Origin of the sequence: Uliginosibacterium silvisoli (assembly GCF_036017035.1) — a bacterium.
GTDB classification, from domain to species: Bacteria; Pseudomonadota; Gammaproteobacteria; order Burkholderiales; family Rhodocyclaceae; genus Viridibacterium; species Viridibacterium silvisoli.
Map to the genome: position 1 here is coordinate 628,675 of NZ_JAYXHS010000001.1, position 21,690 is coordinate 650,364.

General features: G+C 62.6%; 18 protein-coding genes. 4 read left to right on the forward strand and 14 right to left on the reverse strand.

The window, feature by feature from the left end:
- Window position 1: 1 nt before the first annotated feature.
- Entirely contained in the window at window positions 2-2,026 is a 2,025-nt protein-coding gene (locus VVD49_RS02875; protein WP_327597619.1) for an ATP-binding response regulator, read from the forward strand.
- Here VVD49_RS02875 and VVD49_RS02880 read toward each other — a convergent pair.
- The gene (locus VVD49_RS02880; protein ID WP_327597620.1) at window positions 1,997-2,647 is read right to left on the reverse strand and encodes a response regulator transcription factor; all 651 of its coding nucleotides are present in this window, start codon (window positions 2,645-2,647) and stop codon (window positions 1,997-1,999) included. The two genes, VVD49_RS02875 and VVD49_RS02880, sit on opposite strands and share 30 nt — an antisense overlap.
- 260 nt (window positions 2,648-2,907) lie before the next feature.
- Here VVD49_RS02880 and VVD49_RS02885 point away from each other — a divergent pair, with 260 nt between their 5' ends.
- Genes VVD49_RS02885 through VVD49_RS02895 form a run of 3 tightly spaced genes read left to right on the forward strand, consistent with a single transcriptional unit; the run spans window position 2,908 to window position 5,429 of the window.
- Window positions 2,908-3,177: a MoaD/ThiS family protein gene (locus VVD49_RS02885; protein ID WP_327597621.1), complete on the forward strand. Its 270-nt coding sequence runs from the start codon at window positions 2,908-2,910 to the stop codon at window positions 3,175-3,177.
- 3 nt (window positions 3,178-3,180) lie between these two features.
- Window positions 3,181-4,275, forward strand: coding sequence for a WD40/YVTN/BNR-like repeat-containing protein (locus tag VVD49_RS02890; RefSeq protein WP_327597622.1), 1,095 nt, complete (start codon window positions 3,181-3,183; stop codon window positions 4,273-4,275).
- Between the two features lie 2 nt (window positions 4,276-4,277).
- On the forward strand, window positions 4,278-5,429 hold the full coding sequence (locus VVD49_RS02895) for a discoidin domain-containing protein (RefSeq protein WP_327598936.1): 1,152 nt from the start codon (window positions 4,278-4,280) through the stop codon (window positions 5,427-5,429).
- 33 nt (window positions 5,430-5,462) lie between these two features.
- Here the strand turns inward: VVD49_RS02895 and VVD49_RS02900 are convergent, their stop codons facing one another.
- From VVD49_RS02900 to VVD49_RS02960, 13 genes are all read right to left on the reverse strand, one after another.
- Window positions 5,463-6,401, reverse strand: coding sequence for a hypothetical protein (locus VVD49_RS02900; protein ID WP_327597623.1), 939 nt, complete (start codon window positions 6,399-6,401; stop codon window positions 5,463-5,465).
- Window positions 6,402-6,652: 251 nt separating this feature from the next.
- On the reverse strand, window positions 6,653-8,032 hold the full coding sequence (locus tag VVD49_RS02905; RefSeq protein ID WP_327597624.1) for a GGDEF domain-containing protein: 1,380 nt from the start codon (window positions 8,030-8,032) through the stop codon (window positions 6,653-6,655).
- 362 nt (window positions 8,033-8,394) lie between these two features.
- A complete protein-coding gene (gene fba, locus VVD49_RS02910) occupies window positions 8,395-9,459 on the reverse strand; it encodes a class II fructose-bisphosphate aldolase (protein WP_327597625.1) in 1,065 nt (354 codons plus the stop codon).
- A 230-nt stretch (window positions 9,460-9,689) separates the two neighbouring features.
- Window positions 9,690-11,120, reverse strand: a complete 1,431-nt coding sequence (gene pyk, locus VVD49_RS02915; protein WP_327597626.1) for a pyruvate kinase — start codon at window positions 11,118-11,120, stop codon at window positions 9,690-9,692.
- Window positions 11,121-11,348: 228 nt separating this feature from the next.
- Entirely contained in the window at window positions 11,349-12,533 is a 1,185-nt protein-coding gene (locus tag VVD49_RS02920) for a phosphoglycerate kinase (RefSeq protein WP_327597627.1), read from the reverse strand.
- 44 nt (window positions 12,534-12,577) lie between these two features.
- Window positions 12,578-13,171: a hypothetical protein gene (locus VVD49_RS02925; RefSeq protein WP_327597628.1), complete on the reverse strand. Its 594-nt coding sequence runs from the start codon at window positions 13,169-13,171 to the stop codon at window positions 12,578-12,580.
- A 39-nt stretch (window positions 13,172-13,210) separates the two neighbouring features.
- Window positions 13,211-14,209, reverse strand: a complete 999-nt coding sequence (gene gap / locus VVD49_RS02930; RefSeq protein ID WP_327597629.1) for a type I glyceraldehyde-3-phosphate dehydrogenase — start codon at window positions 14,207-14,209, stop codon at window positions 13,211-13,213.
- Window positions 14,210-14,353: 144 nt separating this feature from the next.
- A complete protein-coding gene (gene tkt / locus VVD49_RS02935) occupies window positions 14,354-16,390 on the reverse strand; it encodes a transketolase (protein ID WP_416384880.1) in 2,037 nt (678 codons plus the stop codon).
- Between the two features lie 268 nt (window positions 16,391-16,658).
- Window positions 16,659-18,476 carry an ATP-binding protein gene (locus tag VVD49_RS02940; protein ID WP_327597631.1) on the reverse strand — a complete coding sequence of 606 codons (1,818 nt, stop codon included), beginning with the start codon at window positions 18,474-18,476 and terminating at the stop codon, window positions 16,659-16,661.
- Window positions 18,477-18,562: 86 nt separating this feature from the next.
- A complete protein-coding gene (locus VVD49_RS02945) occupies window positions 18,563-19,441 on the reverse strand; it encodes a phosphoribulokinase (RefSeq protein WP_327597632.1) in 879 nt (292 codons plus the stop codon).
- A gap of 89 nt (window positions 19,442-19,530) precedes the next feature.
- The gene (locus VVD49_RS02950) at window positions 19,531-20,445 is read right to left on the reverse strand and encodes a phosphatidate cytidylyltransferase (RefSeq protein ID WP_327597633.1); all 915 of its coding nucleotides are present in this window, start codon (window positions 20,443-20,445) and stop codon (window positions 19,531-19,533) included.
- A gap of 74 nt (window positions 20,446-20,519) precedes the next feature.
- Window positions 20,520-21,206, reverse strand: a complete 687-nt coding sequence (locus VVD49_RS02955) for a lysophospholipid acyltransferase family protein (protein WP_327597634.1) — start codon at window positions 21,204-21,206, stop codon at window positions 20,520-20,522.
- 27 nt (window positions 21,207-21,233) lie between these two features.
- Window positions 21,234-21,689 carry a hypothetical protein gene (locus VVD49_RS02960; protein WP_327597635.1) on the reverse strand — a complete coding sequence of 152 codons (456 nt, stop codon included), beginning with the start codon at window positions 21,687-21,689 and terminating at the stop codon, window positions 21,234-21,236.
- Window position 21,690 lies beyond the last annotated feature (1 nt).

Sequence of the window (21,690 nt, forward strand, 5' to 3'; positions counted from 1 at the left end):
TATGGAAACAAGGACAGACATGACGACGCCGACGCCTCCGGCACCACGCATCCAGCGCGGCGCGCACGCCCCTGCGCCCGGCCTGTCCTTGTCATCGCAGCGCATCGTGGCCCGGTTGCAGGAACAGAAGTCTGGGCAACAGCGTGACGCCGCCAGCGCCACGCGCCCCGCCGGCGTGAAGAAAGTGGCTGCGTCGAGTACCGGCACCACGCTCATCACCCCGGTGCCCCTCGTCGGTCCGCGCAACACCACGGCACCGCAGACAGGCACCGTACTCGTTGCCGAGGCCACGCTGGTCGAGCAGGCACGCCTCATCCACCGCAACATCCCGACGGCGACCTTCTTCGGCTTCCTCGTCGCCTGTCTGTTTGCCCTCGTCTTCTCACGCGTGACACCGATACTGCCGCTGGGCATCTGGCTGGGCTGCGCCGCAGTGCTGACAACCTATCGCCTGCTCAGCTGGCGCCAATACCAGAAGCAGACTTTCGACGCCGCGCTGGCCCGCCACTGGCTCAGGCAGGCACTCATCGGCGCCGGCCTGTCGGGTTCGCTGTGGGGGCTGGCGTCATTCTTCCTGCTACCTGCCGGGCAGTTCACTTATGAGATGCTTTTCGTCTATGCGGTGGTCATGATGGCGGTCGCATCGATGTTCAGCTATCACGCCTCCTACCCGACCTTCCTGGCATTCGTGCTGCCGTCGCTGGGCCTGTCCATCATCGGCCTGTTCGTGCGCAACGCCGATCTGGAATGGGCTGTCGCGACCGGCATCGGCCTCTTTCTCGTCATCGCGCTGCGCTTCGTGTGGACCTTCAACGAAATGTTCCTGCGCTCGCTGCAACTGCGTTTCGAGAACAAGGATCTGGTCGCTTCGCTGACGGTCGAGAAGGAGACAGCGGAGACCGCCAACCAGGCCAAGTCACGCTTCCTCGCTGCCGCCAGCCACGACCTGCGCCAGCCCATGCACGCACTCAACCTGTACCTCGGTTCGCTCGACGGCCTCGACCTGTCGAACACGGCCCGCGCCATGGTGAGGAATGTGCGCATGTGCGCCGGCACCATGGACGAGATGTTCCGCGCGCTGCTGGATGTGTCGCGCCTCGATGCACAAGCCGTGACACCGGAGCTGGTGAGTTTCCCGGTCGCCAGCATCCTCGATCGCATCCGCGGCGAGTTCGGCCCGCAAGCCATGGCCAAGGGCCTCAAGCTGCGGGTCGTGCCCTGCTCGGCCTTCGTGCACAGCGACATCGCCCTCAGCGAGCGCGTCCTGCGTAACTTCGTGCACAACGCCGTGCGCTACACGGAGAGCGGCACGATTCTCGTCGGCTGCCGACGCCACGGTGACCGCCTGCAACTCTGTGTTCATGACACGGGCATCGGCATTGCCGGGCACGAGCAGCGGCGCATCTTCGAGGAGTTCTACCAGACCGGCAATCGCGAACGCGACCGCTCGAAAGGCCTCGGTCTTGGTCTGGCCATCGTCAAGCGCCTCGCGACGCTACTGGAAGCACCTGTCACGGTGCGCTCACAACCGGGGCGCGGCTCGGTGTTCGCGTTCGAGTTGCCACGCGTAGAGGCGGAACCGACGCATGTGCCCGACGCCGGCTTCTCGACGATGATCCGTCAGGCAGGCGATGTCGCCGGCAGCCTGGTCGTCGTGGTCGATGACGAGGAGCTGGTGCGCACCGCTACGCAAGCGCTATTGCATCAGTGGGGCTGCATCGTGGTGGTGGCTGCGTCCCGCGACGAAGCGCTTGCCAAGCTGGCAGCCAGCCCGCGCGCGCCGGACGCGATTCTCTGCGACTACCGTCTCGGCGCGGGCGACAACGGTGCGATGGTGATCGAAGCGCTGCGCAATGAGTTCAATAGCGACATCCCGGCTCTATTGCTCACGGGCGATACCGGGCCAGACAGCCTGCGCAAGATCGCCGCGACGGGACTGCCCGTGCTGCACAAACCCATCGACGTGATCGGCCTGCGCCGTGAGCTGGTCGACCTGCTACGCGTCCGTGCCGCTGATCAGCCCTAGCTGACGCCCCATCAGCACTGCCTGCGTGCGGTTGGCGACGCCGAGCGTGCGGAAAATGGATGACACGTGCATCTTGACCGTCGCCTCGGCCAGATCGAGACGCAGGCAGATTTCCTTGTTCGAATGACCGCGCGCCAGCAGCGTGAGTATCTCGCTCTGCCGCGGTGTCAGCAGCGCAGCAGACGGTGCGCTGGCCGCCTCGCTGGCGGTCGGCGTGATCCACTCGGCAGTCACCATCTCGCCCGACAAGACGCGCTGGATGGCGCTGGCCAGCACTTCGGTCGATACCGCCTTGGAGACGAAAGCACGCGCACCGGCGTGCAGCGCCGACATGGCTTCGCGGCGATCCTCGGAAGCGGACACGACGATCACCGCCACCTCGGGAAACTTCTGCCGGAAGGTATTGATCGCTTCCGTGCCGTTGATGCCCGGCAAGCCCTGGTCCAGCAAGACCACGCACAGGTCAGGACAATTCGCGGCACGCCGCAAACCCTCCTCGGCCGAGTTGGCAGCAATGGCACCATCATCGCCGAACAGCGTGCGCGCAAGCTGCATCAGCGCATCGCGATAGAGCGGGTGATCTTCGACAACCAGGGCGCTGCCAGATAGGGTGGCCATCATCGGACCTGTTCGATGGAAATACCGGATATGGCAAAGATAGCATTCAACGCCAGCCAGGTAGGTCGGAAAAGCGCAGCGCCTTCCGACACCATCACGCCAAACAAAGCACTTTCGTTCGCGCAAGGCCAAGATGTCGGAAGGCGCTGCGCCGTCTTTGCCTGTTCCGACCTACGAGGACACTCCACGACCTGCCTTGAGGGTTTCAAGCTTCGTGGCAGTACGCTAGGCTTGATACTCACCGCACCGCTCACGGATCAGCCATGGCCCGCATCGTCCTGACGCAGCAGCTGCAACGTTTCACGTATGTGCCCGAGGTCGAAGCACCTGCAGAAAATCTGCGGGAAGCACTGGAAGCGAGCTTCGCCGAGAATCCGCAATTGCGTGGCTATGTGCTCGACGAGCAGGGTCATGTGCGCAAACATGTCGCGGTCTTCGTCGATGGCAAGATGATCCGCGACCGCAAGGATCTGTCGCACCCGCTGGCGCCGACCAGCGAGGTCTATGTACTGCAGGCTCTATCCGGAGGTTAGGCAATGTCGCATCGCGCATGGGTCGCCACCCGCAAGGGACTTTTCCAGTTCATCCTCGACACCAGTACGCGTCATCCCGGCTGGCACATTGCCAGCAGCAGTTTCGTCGGTGAACCGGTGAGCATGGTGCTGCCGGGCGGGCACGACCACCCGATGATCGCCGCACTCAACCTCGGCCACTTCGGCGTGAAGTGTCACGCCTCGGACGACTGGGGCGACAGCTGGCACGAAGTCGCCGCGCCCGCTTACCCGGCCCAGCCCGAAGACGCGCAGGACGAGATCCCGTGGAAGCTCGTGCAGATCTGGTCGCTCGCCGCAGCTGATGGCGTGATCTGGGCTGGCACCCTGCCCGGCGGCCTGTTCCGCTCGAAAGATTTCGGCGACTCCTGGCAACTTGTCGAGTCGTTGTGGGACCGCGATGAGCGACGCGAATGGATGGGCGGCGGCTACGACACACCCGGCATTCACTCCATCTGCATCAACCCGCAGGACACGCAACGCATCCTGCTCGGCATCAGCTGCGGTGGCGCATGGTTAACGCGCGATGGTGGCCTGACCTGGGCGCTGCGCGCCAAGGGCATGAGTGCAGGCTACATGCCGCCGGATCGCGCCGATGACCAGAACATCCAGGACCCGCACGCCATCGCCCAATGCGCAGCTGCGCCCGACACGCTGTGGTGCCAGCATCACAGCGGCATATGGCGTTCGACGAACGCGGGGGCCTTGTGGCAGGAGATCAAAGCTCCCGTTTCGAGTTTCGGCTTTGCCGTCGCAGCGCATCCGCAGAACGCGGACACGGCGTGGTTCGTGCCTGCAGTCAGCGACCAGATGCGCGTCCCGGTCGATGCTGCGCTGTGCGTCAATCGCACACGCGATGGCGGCAAGAGCTTCGAGACCTTGCGCAATGGCCTGCCGCAGAAGGACTGTTATGACCTGATCTATCGCCATGCGCTGGCTGTCTCCGACGACGGCCAGCATCTGATGATGGGCAGCACCACGGGCAATCTATGGGTCAGCGACGATGGCGGCGACAACTGGCAGACGCTTTCGAACACGTTGCCGCCGATCTTCGCCGTACGTTTCGAGGCCATCGTTTGAAAATGCGCGACGCGCGCGCGCAGCAGCGCCGCTGGCACAGGTTCGCTTTCCTGCTGCTACTCCTGCCTGCCATGGCACTGCAATGCCCGCTGGCCCTCGCTGATGTAGTCGTCAGGGGCAGCAATATCACGGCCTCCAGCGCGGCCGGCGCCAGCGGGGCGATGCAGGCCATGGACGACAACCCCGACACCCGTTGGGAGGCCGACAGCGCCGCGCCCGGCCAGTGGCTGGCCATCACGTTCCAGACCCCTGCCCTGCTGCGCGCCGTACGCGTCAGCGAACCGCGGCCACGCATCCGCGGCTGGCGCATCGAAGTGCTTGGCCGCGGCACCTGGCAGCCGGTGCTGAGCGGCATCGGCATCCCGCGCGACAAGATCGTGTTGCCACCTACCTGGGCCGAGGGTGTGCGCATCGTCACCACCAGCCCCGCCGAGGGCGCACCGATGGTCTCCGAATTCGCAGCGTGGGGCAGCGGCACCAGCGCCTGCATGCCGCTGCCGGGCACCCCCAGCGTCACCGTCGTCGGCGATCTCGACTGCGCCGGCCTCACGCTAAGCCAGCCTTGCGGCAAATCCGGACCGGCCGCACCGCTGTTCGTGCTGGCCGACGGCGCGCGCCTGCGCAACACCACGCTGATCGACAGCTACGTCAGCTGCGATGGCGCCTGCACGCTGGAGAACGTGAACTGGCGCAACAACTGCCCGACGCTGATCCAGCAGTCCGCCGTCATCCAGGCATACGCCGACCAGGGCAACAAGGATGTCAACATCATCGGCGGCAGTGCTTTCGGGCGCTACGGCGCGCTGTTCCGCCTGAACATGCCGGACTCGGCGCTCAACCTGCGCCAGTTCGTCTTCTCGGGCTATGCCGAATCCCTCAACGGCTACCCTGTGGAAATGGCCAGCAACCTGCGCATCCGCCTGGATGAAGTCTCTCTGGCCGGGGCAATCCGCGGTGCCGTCGTCCAGGTGCGCTTGCACAAGGGCGACAAGGCCTCGATCCGCCGCCTGCGCATCGCGGCCTACAAGCCCGGCACGCCGCTGATCTGCAACGGCCTGCGTGTCGAGCGCGAGCATCTGCTGTCGCTCGGTGAGCAGTGGCAGAGCGATGCCTGTGACGTGGGGCCGGACGATGTGAAGGCGGCGCCGGGCTAGACAGGGGTCTGGTCGCCGGGCAAGCGCCCTTGATTACGGGCGTGCAGCAGCCTGAAGCACTTTCAGGCAGTGTTTCTGCATGAAGGTCTGCACCGTCGGCCGATAGGACGTTTGCAGCAGGCGCACCAATTCCGAGCTGTGGATGATGAAGTTGCAGGCCCCGTCATCCACGGCGCCTGCACTTTCCAGTGCCTGCAATGCTCCCATCGCACCTGCGAAATCATCCATGCGCACAGAGATGGAAGCGATGTCGAGCAGTTTGTACGCCGAATCCGGGCGGGCCTTCACCAAGCCAAGTTCGCTCTTCAGACTTGCAAGGTATTCAGGCGAGCCGGGCCTTTGCAATCTCGACATCTGGTCATAGATGCCTGCAAGACACGCTTCGAGATCGTCGCCAGCAGCCAGACGCTCCTGGGCCAAGGTGCGCGCCAATTCGAGCAACTGCAGTGCAATGTCCGTGTTATCGATCATCGGGACGATGGTCGACACGCTTAGCACGACGGTCTCGCCGATCCCCGTGCTTTCGGATGTATCCGCGAGATTGGCGCGGGCCGCGCTTTCAAGCGCTGCGATGTGTTTCTGCACGTCCGGGGCGTTCGTCAAGCCAGCGAGCCTGACAACAGCAACAGCATGTTCGAGACGCGTCGAGGACAGTTCTTTAGATTGCGGAAATTGCTTGAGGACATGGCCAAGACCATCCACCGCATTGCGGGTCTGGGCAATCTTGCAGGCAGGGCTCGCAGTCATCATGCCAACAGGGTAAAGAAACACAAACAAGAGTGCGCTTTCCGAGGCGTCGGGCTTGGCTTCCAGGATGTTCTGGTATTGAGCGTTCTGCTTCGGAAAGGGGCAGTCCTTCTCAATACGAGCCAGCATCTCGGCCTTGTTGGCCCATTGCGCCTGTGCAGCCTGGGCGCAGCCCAGCACGGCAATGCAGAGCAGACTTCTGGCGAATAGTCGGAAACGGATCATGCACATCGCAGCCTCGTGGCGGGTGGTAACAGGACAGAAAGGCCTCCCTCGCGGAGGCTCTTGCTGAGTGGCAGCTGGTTGGCCCAGCACAAGCTCGCAGCTATTCTACTTCGCAACAATATTGTCAAAACCACGCCTAAACTCGTCACGTGGTTCGAACTTACTCGGCTTATGCAATCGTCGTGATCGAAGAGGTGTCCATATCGATGCCCGTCTTGGGCCGGCCTACCAGGCCTCAGCACCGCGCCGACCTATAGACGAGCGTTGCCCGCCTCCTCCGCCACCGGAGTTTCGTCGGTAAGCGCTGCCGCATCGAGCACCTCGGCGCGAACCTGGTTGCGGCCCGAGGCCTTCGCCAGATAGAGCAGGTCATCCGCAAGGCCCAGCACCTTGTCGAGCTTGTCATCACGCCTCAAAGCCGCAACGCCGATACTGATCGTCACCCGCAGGTCGGGATGCACCTCGTGCCACGCATGCGCCGCAATGGCTGTGCGCAGCTTGTCGCAGAGCATGGCAGCCTGATCCAGCGAAGTGTCAGCAAAGGCGATGACGAACTCCTCGCCACCGTAGCGCGCCACCAGATCGGTCGCACGAGTGTTCTGCCGCAGAACCTCGCCCACCTGTCGCAGCACTGCATCACCCACGGCATGCGAGAAGCGATCGTTGATCTGCTTGAAGTGATCGATGTCGCCAATCATCACGGCCAGCGGTCGTTCGCTGCGTCGTGACTTCGCGCACAGCTCACCGGCCTGTTCATCGAAGTGACGACGGTTATGCAGATGCGTCAACGAATCACGCACGCTCAGTTCATGCATGGCCGCGGCCTGCGCCTCTATCTGCGCGTGAGAAGCGCGCAACTTCTCGTGGCTGTGCGCCAGTTCGCTGCTCATCTGGTTGAAGGCCCTGGCCAGAGCGCCGACCTCATCGTTTGACCGCACCGCGGCGTGCAGACCCAGAGCACCTTTCTGCGTCTGCTCGATGACATTTGAGAGTGTTCGCAGGCTTGATGACAGGCGCGTGCCCAGGAACAAGCCCAGTCCGATCGCCAGCAAAGCCGCCGCGATGCAGCCAAACAACAGCGCGTCACGAACGGCTGCGATGTAGCCACGGTCCATGTCCGAATAGATCACCTCACCGCGCGGCACCATGTAGGCCACTGTTTCGCCCTTGACGACGATGGGCAGCGACTTGCGTCTGTCCTCCTGCGCTACCGCATCGCCTACCTCGTAAGGGCTCGACTTGGTCAGCGCGACCCCGGCTGGGTCGACGAGCAGGAAGCGGAAAGGTGGTCGCTGGCGCCCCGGAGGTGGCATGGCGCCAGCCGGCGGGCCCGACGCGGAGCGATCCATGCGCGGCGGAGGCGGAGTGCCGGGCACGCCGGGAGATCGACCGTCGAGACCCCGCGTGCGCGTCACGAAGGCGCGGAAACTCTCTTGCGCGATAGCCGCCTGCCAGCTCCCGTACTGCCCGATGTAAGCGACGACGTCTTCGCGGAATGCACGCGAAGCGTCCTGCAAGACCAGATCGCCAAACTTCTGCGCGAGCCGCTGATTGGCCACCACGCCGACCAGCGCCATTGCCGCCAGGCTGCTCAGCAGCAAAGCCAGAATGAATTTGATCCGTAAGCTCATGCGTCGTCACCCCGTTTTTCTGCACGACAGCGCCCCGGCCCGACAGGCCGGCTCCCCAATACCGGGATTACGGGTCCACGGCGGCAATCTGTAGTCAGCACGCCCAAGAGCCCTCCGTGCGGCGCGATCAAAAGGTCCGACGACAGAGCCACATCTACCCGATCTGCATCGTCCGACGTACCTGTTGTTGGGCCCTTCTACTCCAACCCAGCTCCGATCCTGAGCGGAGCCTGTCTGCCTACTCCGGGAATGGAATCGTCATGGATATGGCGCCCTCTTCGCGCAAGCTTGAGCTGTGATGGAGAATGGCGGCAATAAAAAACCCGCGATGAACGCGGGTTTTTTATTGAAGTGCGCCGAACTCAGTTCGTCTTTTGTGCCAGCTCGCCGCTCTTGTACTTCGCTGCGATCTTGTCGAGCGCGATCGGCTTGATCTTGCTGGCCTGACCTGCGCAACCAAAGGCTTCGAAGCGCGCCTTGACAATCAGCTTGGCAGCTTCGCGTGCAGGCTTGAGGTAATCGCGCGGATCGAACTTGCTCGGGTTCTCGACCATGTACTTGCGGATCGCCGCCGTCATGGCGAGGCGGATGTCGGTATCGATGTTCACCTTGCGCACACCGTACTTGATGCCTTCGACAATCTCTTCGACCGGCACACCATAGGTTTCGCCGATATCGCCACCATGCGCGCGGATGATCGCCAGCAGGTCTTGCGGCACGCTGGACGAGCCGTGCATCACGAGGTGGGTGTTCGGCAGGCGCGCGTGGATGCGCTTGATCAGGTCGATGGCGAGAATGTCGCCCGTCGGCTTGCGCGTGAACTTGTAGGCGCCGTGCGAGGTACCGATGGCAATCGCCAACGCATCGCACTGGGTGCGGTTCACGAAATCGACGGCTTGCTCCGGGTCGGTCAGCATGGATGCATGGTCGAGCTTGCCTTCTGCACCGATGCCGTCTTCTTCACCAGCCATGCCGGTTTCGAGCGAGCCAAGGCAGCCGAGCTCGGCTTCCACGGTCACGCCGATGGAATGCGAGAACTTCACGACTTCCTGCGAGACGGCAACGTTGTATTCGTACGACGAAGGCGTCTTGCCGTCCTCGAGCAGGGAGCCGTCCATCATCACCGAGCTGAAGCCGGACTTGATCGCAGCCATGCACACGGCAGGCGACTGGCCATGATCCTGGTGCATGACGACGGGGATGTTCGGATAGGCTTCGACGGCGGCGGAGATCAGGTGGCGCAGGAAAGCTTCACCGGCGTACTTACGCGCACCTGCCGAAGCCTGCATGATCACCGGGCTGTCGAGCTCGGCAGCGGCCTCCATGATGGCCGTGACCTGTTCGAGGTTATTGACGTTGAACGCTGGCAAGCCATACGAATTTTCGGCTGCGTGATCGAGCAACTGGCGCATTGAAACGAGAGCCATGAAACTTCTCCGTCTGAATATTGTTGAAGGTTAAAAGGATGGCGAAAATATTCTGGGTGACCAATTGTAGCCTGCCCTGTGCGTGCTAACCATGCACGTTGATACCAATGGGCAGCGCTGGCACGTGCAATACGCCACACGCAACGGCACATGCGGGCAGCAAACCGCATACCCAACAAAAAGCCCGCACGTATGCGGGCTTTTTGTTGGGTGCATCAGAGGCGCCAGACTCAGTTTTCACCGATCCGGACGATCTTGAGGCTATTGGTACCACCCGACTGACCGAGCGGCTCACCGACGGTGATCACCACCACGTCGCCCGGTTGCACCAGCTTGTGCTTGATCAGGGTCATTTCGGCTTCGCGCAGCAGATGCTCGCGCGAATCGGTGATGTGCGGCACCAGGATCGGATGCACTTCGCGGAACAGGGCCATCTTGCCGATGGTGTCCTGCTGCGAGGTCAGCGCGTAGATCGGAATGCCGGAGTGCATGCGGCTCATCCACAGCGCCGTCGAACCGGATTCGGTCAGAGCCACTATGGCCTTGGCGCCGAGGTGATGCGCCGAGAACAATGCGGCCATGGCGATCGACTGGTCGATACGCGTGAAGGTACGCGTCAGGAAATCCTGGCCCAGCGTCACCGGGTAGGACTTTTCCGCTTCTTCACAGATACGGGCCATGGTCTCGACGACTTCGACCGGGTACTTGCCGGCAGCCGTTTCAGCCGACAGCATCACCGCATCGGTACCATCCAGCACGGCGTTGGCCACGTCAGACACTTCGGCGCGGGTCGGCACCGGGCTGGTGATCATCGACTCCATCATCTGCGTCGCGGTGATGGCCAGCTTGTTCATCTCGCGTGCGAGACGAATCATCTTCTTCTGCAGGGCCGGCACGGCAGCTTCGCCGACTTCGACAGCCAGGTCGCCACGCGCCACCATCACGCCATCGGAGGCTTCGAGGATCTCGCGCAGGTTCTTCGGCTCGACCGCTTCGGTACGTTCGATCTTGGCGATGGTCAGCGCGTTGCTGCCTGCAGCGCGCAGCAGGGTGCGCGCCATGTACATGTCGGCAGCCGTCTTCGGGAAGGACACGGCGACGTATTCGATGCCGATCAGCGCCGCCGTCTTGATGTCTTCCATGTCCTTGGCGGTCAACGCGGGCGCGGTCAGGCCGCCACCCTTCTGGTTGATACCCTTGTTGTTCGACAGATCGCCGCCGTAGTGCACGACGGTGTGAATCTCGCTACCGACAACGCGCTCGACCTCAAGCACGATGGCGCCATCATTGAGCAACAGGATGGTGCCGGGCTTCACGTCCTTCGGCAGATCCTTGTAGTCGAGGCCGACGCGTTCGTCATTGCCCAGCTCGCAAGCCGCGTCGAGAATGAACTTCTGACCTTTCTCGAGCGTGGTCTTGCCATTTTCGAACTTGCCGACGCGGATCTTCGGACCTTGCAGGTCAGCGAGGATGGCGACCGGCTTGCCGACGCGACGCGCAGCTTCGCGCACGATGTTGGCGCGGTTGATGTGATCTTCAGCCTTGCCGTGCGAGAAGTTCAGTCGCACAACATCGACGCCTGCGCGGATCAGGCGCTCCAGAACATCTGCATCATTGGAGGCTGGGCCGAGCGTGGCCACGATCTTGGTATGACGTTGCATCCTGACTCCTTCGTAAGAAGTTGTGTGTTTTGGGGGTGGGGTCTTAACGGCGACGCTGACGCCTGTCGCAGGCTTGCCGCCGGTTCTTCTTGTCGGTTTCCCAACCAGATTCCTGGCTGGTTTTGTTGCCAAACCTTCTGTTTTCTTCATCGTATGGGTTGTACATGAACATGCGTGTGCATGACAAAAAACTGCGCCGGTCAAACGACGACCGGCGCGTTGTGCTGCTTACTTGCTGAACCGCTGACCCAGCGCTTCAACGGCTGGCAGGGATTTGCCTTCCAGAAACTCGAGGAAAGCTCCACCTGCAGTGGAGATATAGCCCACCTTGTCACTGATACCGAACTTGGCGATGGCGGCAATCGTGTCGCCGCCACCGGCCAGTGACATGGCGCTCGACGTAGCAATGGCGTCGGCCAGCACTTTGGTGCCATTGGCGAAAGCATCGAACTCGAACACACCCAGCGGTCCGTTCCAGACGATGGTCCTGGCTGCCTCGAGCTGCTCGCAGAGCCTGGCTGACGTTTGCGGGCCAACGTCCAGAATCATGTCATCGGCATCCACGTCAGCGACCGCCTTGACGGTGGCCGTGGCGCTTGCCGAGAACTCCTTGGCGGTCACGACATCGACCGGAATCGGCACGGAGGCACCACGTGCTGCCATCTTGGCGATGATGCGCCTGGCTTCCTCGACCAGATCTGCCTCGACCAGCGATTTGCCGATCGGCAGGCCTGAAGCCAGCAAGAACGTATTGGCAATGCCGCCGCCGACGATCAGCTGGTCCACCTTGTCGGCGAGGCTGTCGAGAATCGTCAGCTTGGTCGACACCTTGGAGCCACCGACGATGGCCGTCAGCGGACGCTCTGGCGACAGCAAGGCCTTGCCCAGCGCTTCGAGCTCGGCGGCCAGCAGCGGGCCCGCACAGGCAACCGGGGCGGCCTGAGCCAGCGCTTCGGTCGTCGCTTCGGCACGGTGTGCGGTCGCAAAAGCGTCGTTGGCGTAGATATCGCAAAGCTTGGCCATCTTGGCAGCCAATTCGGGGCTGTTCTTCTTCTCGCCCTTGTTCACGCGGCAGTTTTCGAGCAGCACGACTTCACCCGGCTTCACTTCGAAGCCTCCATCGACCCAGTTCTGTACGAGACGAACCGGTTGGCCGAGGATGTTGCTCATGCGTGCAGCCACTGGCGCCAGCGAATCTTCTGGCTTGAAATCGCCTTCGGTAGGACGCCCCAGGTGCGAGGTGACCATCACGGCAGCGCCCTTGTCGAGCGCCAGCTTGATGCCAGGCACTGAAGCGCGGATGCGTGTGTCATCGGTGATGGCACCGTTGTTGTCCTGCGGCACGTTCAGATCGGCACGAATGAAGACGCGCTTACCGGCGAGGTCCAGATCAGAAAGTTTCTTGAATTGCATGGCGGGCTGTTGCGTGGATTAGGGGCGAAGTATGTCTGGTGGGCTTAGCGGGATGCCGGTTCACGGGGATTGTGGATGATCCAGATCAAGGTCCCGTTACCCCAGTTGCCACCCCAGCCCCCCTCACCCGCGAAGATCAGGCGACCCGTGCCCTTGTACACCGCTTCGTAGCGATGGCGATCACCACCGTAGTAGAAGGGAATGAAAGCCTTGCCGGTGATGTAAGCCCCTTGGTCGGAAGGCTGGCCGATCAGATCGGTCACCTGCTTCATCGACATACCGATCTTGAGCTTGCCGAACTTGCTGCCCGCGGCAGGTTTGCCGGTGATCTCGCCCTCGGTTTCACCCACCTTCACCTTGGTGCCGAAACCGCTTTCAACCTTGGACGAGTCGACGACTTCGCCCCTGGCGTTCATGCCGGGGCCGACTCCACCAGCCGCGCTGCTCGCCGACGAGGCCTGCGCCTTGGTCGCTGGCGTGGCGGGCTGGGCCTTGGCCGCAGGCGTTGCCGCCTGCGGTTGTGACGCAACGGAAGATGAGGCTGCGCTGTTAGCAGGCGCGTCGCCCTTGGAAGCACATCCTGCCAATGCCGCAAGCATCGCGACACCTATCAGACCCCGGATGTTTTTCCTGTGCATCGCGCCCCCTTGTTCCAGCTCGCCTCTCTCGCCCGATTCTTACTTGGCCACGACCTGGACCATCTCCAGCACCTTGTTGGAGTAGCCCCATTCGTTGTCGTACCAGGCGACGACCTTGACGAAGGTGCCGTCCAGCGCGATGCCGGCATCGGCGTCGAACACCGAGGTGCAGGATTCGCCACGGAAGTCGGTCGACACGACCTTCTCGGTGGTATAGCCCAGCACGCCCTTCATGGCGCCTTCGGAAGCAGCCTTCATGGCCTTGCAGATTTCTTCGTAGGTCGCTTCCTTGTTCAGCTCGACCGTCAGGTCGACCACCGAAACGTCGGAAGTCGGCACGCGGAAGGACATGCCGGTGAGCTTCTTGTTCAGCTCAGGGATGACCTTGCCGACGGCCTTGGCAGCGCCAGTCGACGAAGGAATGATGTTTTCCAGAATGCCGCGACCACCGCGCCAATCCTTGTTCGACGGGCCATCGACGGTCTTCTGCGTTGCCGTTGCAGCATGCACGGTCGTCATCAGGCCACGCTTGATGCCCCAGGTGTCGTTCAGCACCTTGGCCACTGGCGCCAGACAGTTGGTGGTGCACGATGCGTTGGAGACGATGGCTTCGCCAGCGTAGGACTTGTCGTTCACGCCGTACACGAACATCGGCGTGTCGTCCTTCGACGGCGCGCTCAGCACGACCTTCTTGGCGCCAGCCGTGAGGTGGGCGGAAGCGGTCGCGTTGTCGAGGAACAGGCCGGTCGATTCGATGACGATGTCGGCGCCGACTTCATTCCACTTCAGCTCGGCCGGGTTCTTCACGGCGGAGAGGCGGATCTTCTTGCCATTCACGATCAACGTATTGCCGTCGACTTGCACATCGCCATTGAAGCGGCCGTGCACCGAGTCGAACTTGAGCATGTACGCGAGGTAATCGGGTTCGAGCAGGTCGTTGATGGCAACGATCTCGATTTCCGGGAAATTCTCTACCGCTGCACGAAACACCATGCGACCGATGCGGCCAAAACCATTGATACCAACTTTGATTGCCATTGAGTGATTCTCCTCAAGCCAGTCCAACATTCCACCAACACCGCGTGCCGCTTTCGTACTTCACTCGCGTGAGCGCCTCGTGCGTGCAATACCCGACCGGGGGAAAAGCCGGGTACGCGGACCTTGAAGTTTATATCAGCTACATCAGTCCAATTTGATCCCGAGCAGGCTTTTCACCACCCCGATCACCTTTTCCGGCGTGAAACCGAAGTGTTTGAACAAGGCTGCCCCCGGGCCGGACTCACCAAAAGTATCCATACCGACGACTGCCCCGTCGAGGCCGACATACTTGTACCAGCCGTCTGTTACACCCGCTTCGATGGCCACGCGCGGCAAGCCGCTGCCGAGCACAGCGCACTTGTAGGAAGCTGGCTGCAGGTCGAACAGGCGCGTGCAGGGCATCGACACCACGCGCACGCCGATGCCTTGCTCGGCCAGTTGTTTCTGCGCCGCCAGCGCCACGCCGACTTCGGAGCCGGTCGCAATCAGCACTGCCTTTTCCGTGCCACTGGCTGGTGACAACACGTAACCCCCGCAACGAATCTGCTCGATCTGCTCGGCAGAGCGCGCAGTGAAGGGCAGGTTCTGGCGTGTCAGCGCCAGCACGGTCGGGCCATCGGCGCGCTGCAGGCCATGTGTCCAGGCAACAGCCGTCTCGGTCGTATCGGCCGGACGCCAGACATCGAGGTTCGGGATCAGGCGCAGCGATGCCGTGTGCTCGACTGGCTGGTGCGTCGGGCCGTCTTCGCCCACGCCGATCGAATCGTGCGTGAACACCATGACCTGGCGGATCTTCATCAACGCCGCCATGCGGATCGCGCTGCGGCAGTAATCCGAGAACACCAGGAAGGTCGCGGTGTAAGGCAGGTAGCCGCCATGCAGGGCGATACCGTTGGCAATCGCGAACTCGGCGAACTCGCGCACGCCGTAGTTGATGTAATTGACGCCCGTCGCGTCAGCGCCCGAACCCGCAGCCAGTTCCTTGCTGCCAGACCAGTGCGTGAGGTTGGAGCCGGCCAGATCGGCCGAACCACCCAGCAGTTCAGGCAATGCCGGTGCCAACGCCTCGATGGCGTTCTGCGAGGCTTTGCGCGTCGCGATGGTTTCGGCCTTGATCTGCACCTTCTCGATCAGGGCCGCTGCAGCGGCCTGGAAACCCGTTGGCAGTTCGCCAGCAAGGCGACGCGTGAATTCGGCGGCCAGCTCGGGGTGGGCCTTGGCGTAGGCCGCAAACTTGTCATTCCACTCGGCTTCAGCCTTTGCGCCCGCGACCTTGGCGTCCCACGCGGCATACACGTCAGCTGGGATATCGAACGGGGCGTGGGCCCAGCCAATGGCTTCGCGTACCAGCGCGATTTCGGCGGCACCGAGCGGTGCGCCGTGCGAATCCGCCGTGCCAGCCTTGTTCGGCGAGCCAGCGCCAATAGTAGTGCGACAGATCACCAGCGTCGGGCGCTGCGTGTCAGCCTTCGCTTCGGCCGTCGCGGCAGCCAGTGCCGCGGCGTCGTGGCCATCGATCTGGCCGATGACCTGCCAGCCATAGGCTTCGAAACGCTTCTTCGTGTCATCGGTGAACCAGCCTTCGACTTCACCGTCGATGGAGATCCCGTTGTCGTCGTAGTAGGCGATCAACTTGCCCAGCCCCCAGGTACCCGCCAGCGAAGCCGCTTCGTGGCTGACGCCTTCCATCAGGCAGCCGTCGCCGAGGAAGACATAGGTGTGGTGGTCGACCACTTCATGGCCGGGGCGATTGAAGTTGCCGGCCAGCAGTTTTTCGGCAAGCGCAAAGCCGACTGCATTGGTCAGCCCCTGGCCCAGCGGCCCCGTCGTGGTCTCGATACCCGGCGTGTAGTGCACCTCCGGATGGCCCGGGGTCTTCGAACCAAGCTGGCGGAATTTCTTCAACTCGTCGATTGGCAGGTCATAGCCCGACAAGTGCAGCAGCGCGTAATGCAGCATCGAACCATGGCCGTTCGACAGGACAAAACGGTCACGATTGGCCCACAGCGGATTGGCCGGGTTGTGGCGCAGATTCTGGCGCCACACCACTTCGGCGATTTCCGCCATGCCCATCGGCATGCCTGGATGGCCGGAGTTTGCTTGCTGTACAGCGTCCATGGCCAACGCGCGGATGGCACCGGTGATCGGATTGAATGCAGGGGTCTTCAAGGTGTTCGGCATGCTGAAGGGACTCGAAAAGGACTCACTAAGGCTGCTGCGGGCTGGCTTGGAACGCGAATCAGGCAGCGGTCTGGCTGGAAACCCGTGATTATCCGTGAAATCTGTCCGCAATGCCTGACTTTGCTGCGACGCAGAAGCTACTTGCAAGCACAACGCCTTCGAAGATGGCGGCAAGCAGCGAGATGGTGCGCCGGCGGCAGCGATGAACGGCCCAGCATATCAGCCGAAAAGAACGCACACCTCCAGCAACCAGCGTGCGGTACGCCCTTCAAGCGCCCACGGGAGCCTTGCAGGGGAGTACGACAGTAAAGCGCGTTCCTTCGCCGGGCGTCGAATCCACGCTGATGCGGCCGCCGAGCAAGGTTGTCACGAGCCGGTAGACAATGGCCAACCCCAGCCCTGAACCGCCCTGCCCGAGCCGTGTGGTGAAGAACGGGTCGAAGATCAGGCCGAGATTTTCCGGCGGGATGCCACGCCCGTTGTCGCTAACGCAGATCTCGGTCTGCTCGTCCTCGAGCGGACGTGTCTCGACGCGGACCAGGCCAGGCATGTTCTCCTGCAAGCCGTGGAAGAACGCGTTCTGGACCAGGTTGGTAATGACCTGGCCGAGCGGCCCCGGATAGCTGTCCATCTCCACGTCGGGCGCCAGCTCCGTCTCGAGGCGCCAGTGGTGGTTGCGCATGCTGGGCCGCACGGTCTCGCAGATATCGCGCACCAGCTCGTCGAGTGCGAAGCTGCGGCGCCGCTCCGAACTCTGGTCGATCGCCACCTGCTTGAAGCTGCTGACCAGGTCGCGCGCCTGCGTCAGGGATTGATCGAGCAGGCCAATGGCATGTCCGGTGTCGCCGATGAAGGACTCGAGCGCGGATTTGCGCAAGCCTCCGTCATGCAGGGCGCTGCTGACGCCCTGTACGTCCTGCGCCAGCGTCGATGCAATCAGCACCGCATTGCCGATCGGCGTATTCAGTTCGTGCGCCACACCTGCGACCAGCGAACCAAGTGACGCCAGCTTGTCGGACTGCACGAGCTCGTCCTGCGCGCGGCGCAAGGTATCCAGCGCCTCGCTGAGGCTCTGCGTGCGCTCGGCCACGCGTTGCTCCAGCTCCGCGTTGAGTCGCTCCAGCGACTCCTCAGCAGCGCGCCGTTCGGTGATATCGACGAAGGCCGAGAAGATCGAGGGGTGACCGTCGTACTCGACCAGTTCCGAGCTCATCAGGAAATGACGCACCTCGCCGCTGCGCGTGCGGAAGCGTGCGAGGTAATTCAGGAGACGCCCTTCGTGACGCAGCGCCTCGACAAAATCCTGCCGTTCCTGCGGCGATAGCCAGATACCCAGCTCGGTCGAGGTCTTGCCCACCATCTCCTCGCGCGACCAACCGGAGATGCGTGCCCAAGCGGGATTGGTATCGTAGTAGGTGCCGTCATCGATACGGCTGACGCTGATCGGCGTCGGATTGAGATGGAACAGGGTGGCCAGCTTGTCGCGCGTTTTCTGCAGTTCGTCCAGGCGACTGGCCAGCTCCACCGCAGCGAGGCGCTCAGCCTCATGTTTGCGCCGGTTGCTCTCGGCCAGATGCATGGCAAGTACGCATGCCAGCCCGCACACCATCACCGCCGTAAGCCAGTAGGTGCCGCTGGCACGCATCGGCATGTCCTCCCAGTGGCGGCCGAACAGCGTCAGCCCGCTCAACCACGCCACCGTGACGACCAGCATGGCCATGGCGGTGCGGCGTCCCTGCAGCCAGCCTGCAACGGTCAGCACCACGGGAAAAGCCATGACAGCCGGGGAGCGTATGCCGGTCGCGAACATGCACTGGATGGCCAGCATTGCCAACAGGCCCCACGAGAGGATCTGCGTTGCCAGCCACACGCGATTCACGCGCAATGCATATCTGACACCCAGCCCGACCAGCGCAATATTGGGTACCGCGATCCAGTTCCAGCGGATATCGTTGCCGAGAAAGATGAGCCTCATGATGAGCGCCGGGACCACCACGAACAACATGAAACGCCACACATTGCGCAGCAGGCGTACTTCCTGCGAATCGACACTCACCTCTGGCCCCGTCGGTGACAACGATGTCATGCGCATTCCTTGTGCAGGTATTACGGATCGGCGTTCAGGGTATCAGAACTGACCGCAGTCAATCCCTGCGCAATACCCTGACCGGATCAGTAAGTGGCGCCAGCGCGACGTTCCAGCAAGCCGAGGATCCAGGGTGTCAGGATGATCTGCATCGACAGATCGAGCTTGCCGCCTGGCACGACCAGCGTATTGACACGACTCATCCACGAACCGTCGATCATGTTGAGCAGGTAGGGGAAGTCCACCTCGCGCGGCTCGCGAAAGCGGATCACCACCAGCGTCTCATCGGCCGTCGGCACTTCGCGTGCAATGAAGGGGTTGGAAGTATCGACGACCGGCACACGCTGGAAATTGACGTGGGTCCGCGAGAACTGCGGCACCACGACGTGCACATAGTCCTCCATGCGCCGCAGGATGGTGTCCTGCACCGCCTCCATGGAATAGCCACGCACTTTCGTATCGCGATGGATCTTCTGGATCCATTCCAGGTTGGTGATGGGCACGACACCGATCAGCAGATCGACATGGCGCGCGATATCCACCGACCCGGTCACCACGCCGCCATGTAAGCCCTCGTAGAACAAGAGGTCGGTCGGTTCCGGCAGAGGCTCCCAGGGCGTGAAGCTGCCACCCGCCAGGCCTGCGGCCAACGCCTCGGCGTCATCATGGAGATAGCGGCGGCGCTCGCCCGTGCCCAGGCGCCCGTACTGATCAAACAAGGCCTCCAGCCGGTCCAGATGATTGGCGGCGACGCCAAAATGACTCGGCCCGCGCTGGCCGAGCTTCTCGGCCTCCTCGATCTGCACACGCATGGCTGCGCGGTCGTACTTGTGGAACGCATCGCCCTCAACGCGCGCAGCCACCACGTTCTCGCGACGGAAGATCCATTCGAACGACTTCGACACCGTGGTGGTGCCGGAGCCCGACGAGCCTGTGACTGCGATGATGGGATGCAGGATGGACATGCGCGGCCTCGTGCATGGGAGTGAGGCCCATCTTAGCCTGAGTCGCGTACGGCGGACACTCTCGCGATCAATCGCCGCGTCCTACAGGCTCAAACGGCGAAGTGGAAGCGCACCAGATGGAAGAAGATCGGCGCCGAGAAGCACACCGAGTCCAGCCGGTCGAGCATCCCGCCGTGGCCTTCGATCATGTTGCCCCAGTCCTTCACGCCACGATCACGCTTGATCGCCGACATCACCAGTCCGCCAAAGAACCCCATCAGCGTGATCACCAAGGCAATCAGCGCGGCCTGCCAGGGGCTGAAAGGCGTGATCCAGAACAATGCGGCTCCCAGCACCGTACTGCTTGCGACACCCCCGACGAAGCCCTCTACCGTCTTCGACGGCGACAGGTTCGGCGCGATCTTGTGGCGGCCGAACAATTTGCCCCACACGTACTGCAGCACGTCGCTCGACTGCACGATGAGGATCAGGAAGATGACGAGCAGCATGTTGCGATCGGCGTAGCCGGGAATGTCGAGCGCCAGAAGGGCCGGCACATGCGAGATGCAGTACACGCAGATCATCAAGCCCCATTGCGTCTCCGCATTGCGCGACAGGAAGCGCGTCGTATCACGGCCAAAGCAGGCCAGGATGGGCAGGAACAGGAAGCCATAGACCGGGATGAAGATCGAGAACATCCCGTACCAGTTCTGGCCCACATAGATGTACTGCAACGGCAGGGCCACGAAGAAGCTGGTCACCAGCGCGAGGTGGTCACCACGTCGCGTCTGGTTGAGTGTGATGAATTCACGCAGCGCAAAGAACGACACGAAGCCGAACAGCACCACCACACCGGTGCGCCCGCCCAACAGGGCGAGCCCGATGACGGCAATCATCACCCACCAGGCATTGATGCGCGCATTCAGATTGGCGACGACGCTGTTCTCCGCGCCGAGCTTCCAGCGCAGCAAGGCGCCGATCAGGCTGGCGAGAAGCAGCACGCCGCCGATCCATGCGAAAAGCATGAGGGTCTGTTCACGCGCGGCTTCAGGAACGTAGGAGTCGATTCTCATGGGTTCGGATGGATAGTCGATGGAGGTCAGGCCGCGCGCGGAATCATCTGGATGATGGCGTCGCGGGCTCGCGTCAGGAATTGCTCTTTCGGCTCATCCGCCTGGAGCACGACAGGCGCGCCGAAATTGATCGTGCATACCAGCGGTAGCGGCAGCAGCTCGCCCTTGGGCATGACGCGGTTGAGATTCTCGATGCGCGCCGGCACCAGTTCGAGCTGCGCGCACTGCCGCGCGATATGAAACAAGCCGCTCTTGAAGGGCAGCATCTCCTCGTTGGCGTTGCGCGTGCCTTCGGGAAAGAAGATCAGTGAATCGCCCGCCGCAACGGCGGCCAGTATCGGCGCCAGCGGATCGTTCAGGCGTTCGCCATTCGGCCCCGTCTTCGAGTCACCGCCGCGCTCGACCAGCACGCCATTGAACACATGGCGGATCAGGTAACGCCGCACCGCACTCTTGTTCCAGTAGTCGGCGCCCGCCACCGGCCGCGTCTGCCAGCGCAGGCGTGGTGGCAACAAGGCCCACAGCAACAGGAAGTCGAGATGGCTGGAATGGTTGGCGTAGTAGAGGCGTTGTTGCGGCAGCGGCGCAGTACCTGTCCAGCGCGCCTGTGCGCCAGTGACGAGGCGCACCAGTGCAATCAGGAACAGGGCCACGATGCGCGCTATGAAGCGCGACAGCAGCGACGGCCTGGCTGAGGTTGAACGGGAAGTCATGCTTCGGCTTTCTCCACTTCTTGTCTCTTATTTCATCGATGCCACGACAATCACCGCCACGCACAACACAACCAGTTGCGCGGCGATCAGGCTCAGCGTGCGCAGCGCCAGCCGGCGCGTGCCGCGCAGGCGGTCATCGAGCGGACGCGGCGCCACGGCTTTCAACAAGCCGAGCTTCAGCAGCGCCAGATCCATCGACGGCAATGGCTCCTCCCCCGCTTCAGGTGCTGCCAGCCGCTCGAACAGGCCGGCATCCAGTTCGACGCGGAACAGCAGGTACAGCACTGGCACAGTCGCCAGGAAACAGCCCAGAAACAGCAGCGTAACCGTCGCCCCGCTGCAAAGGTACAAGCCCGCGAAGCTCAGTGCCGCAACGCCAAGGCTCATCGGTCGCAAGCCCAGCACGCTCCGCAGGAAAGCTGCGGTCGTCGCGCAGGCCATGCGTTCAGCGTCGCTCAGGCGCGTGCTGCTGTGCGGTTGCATG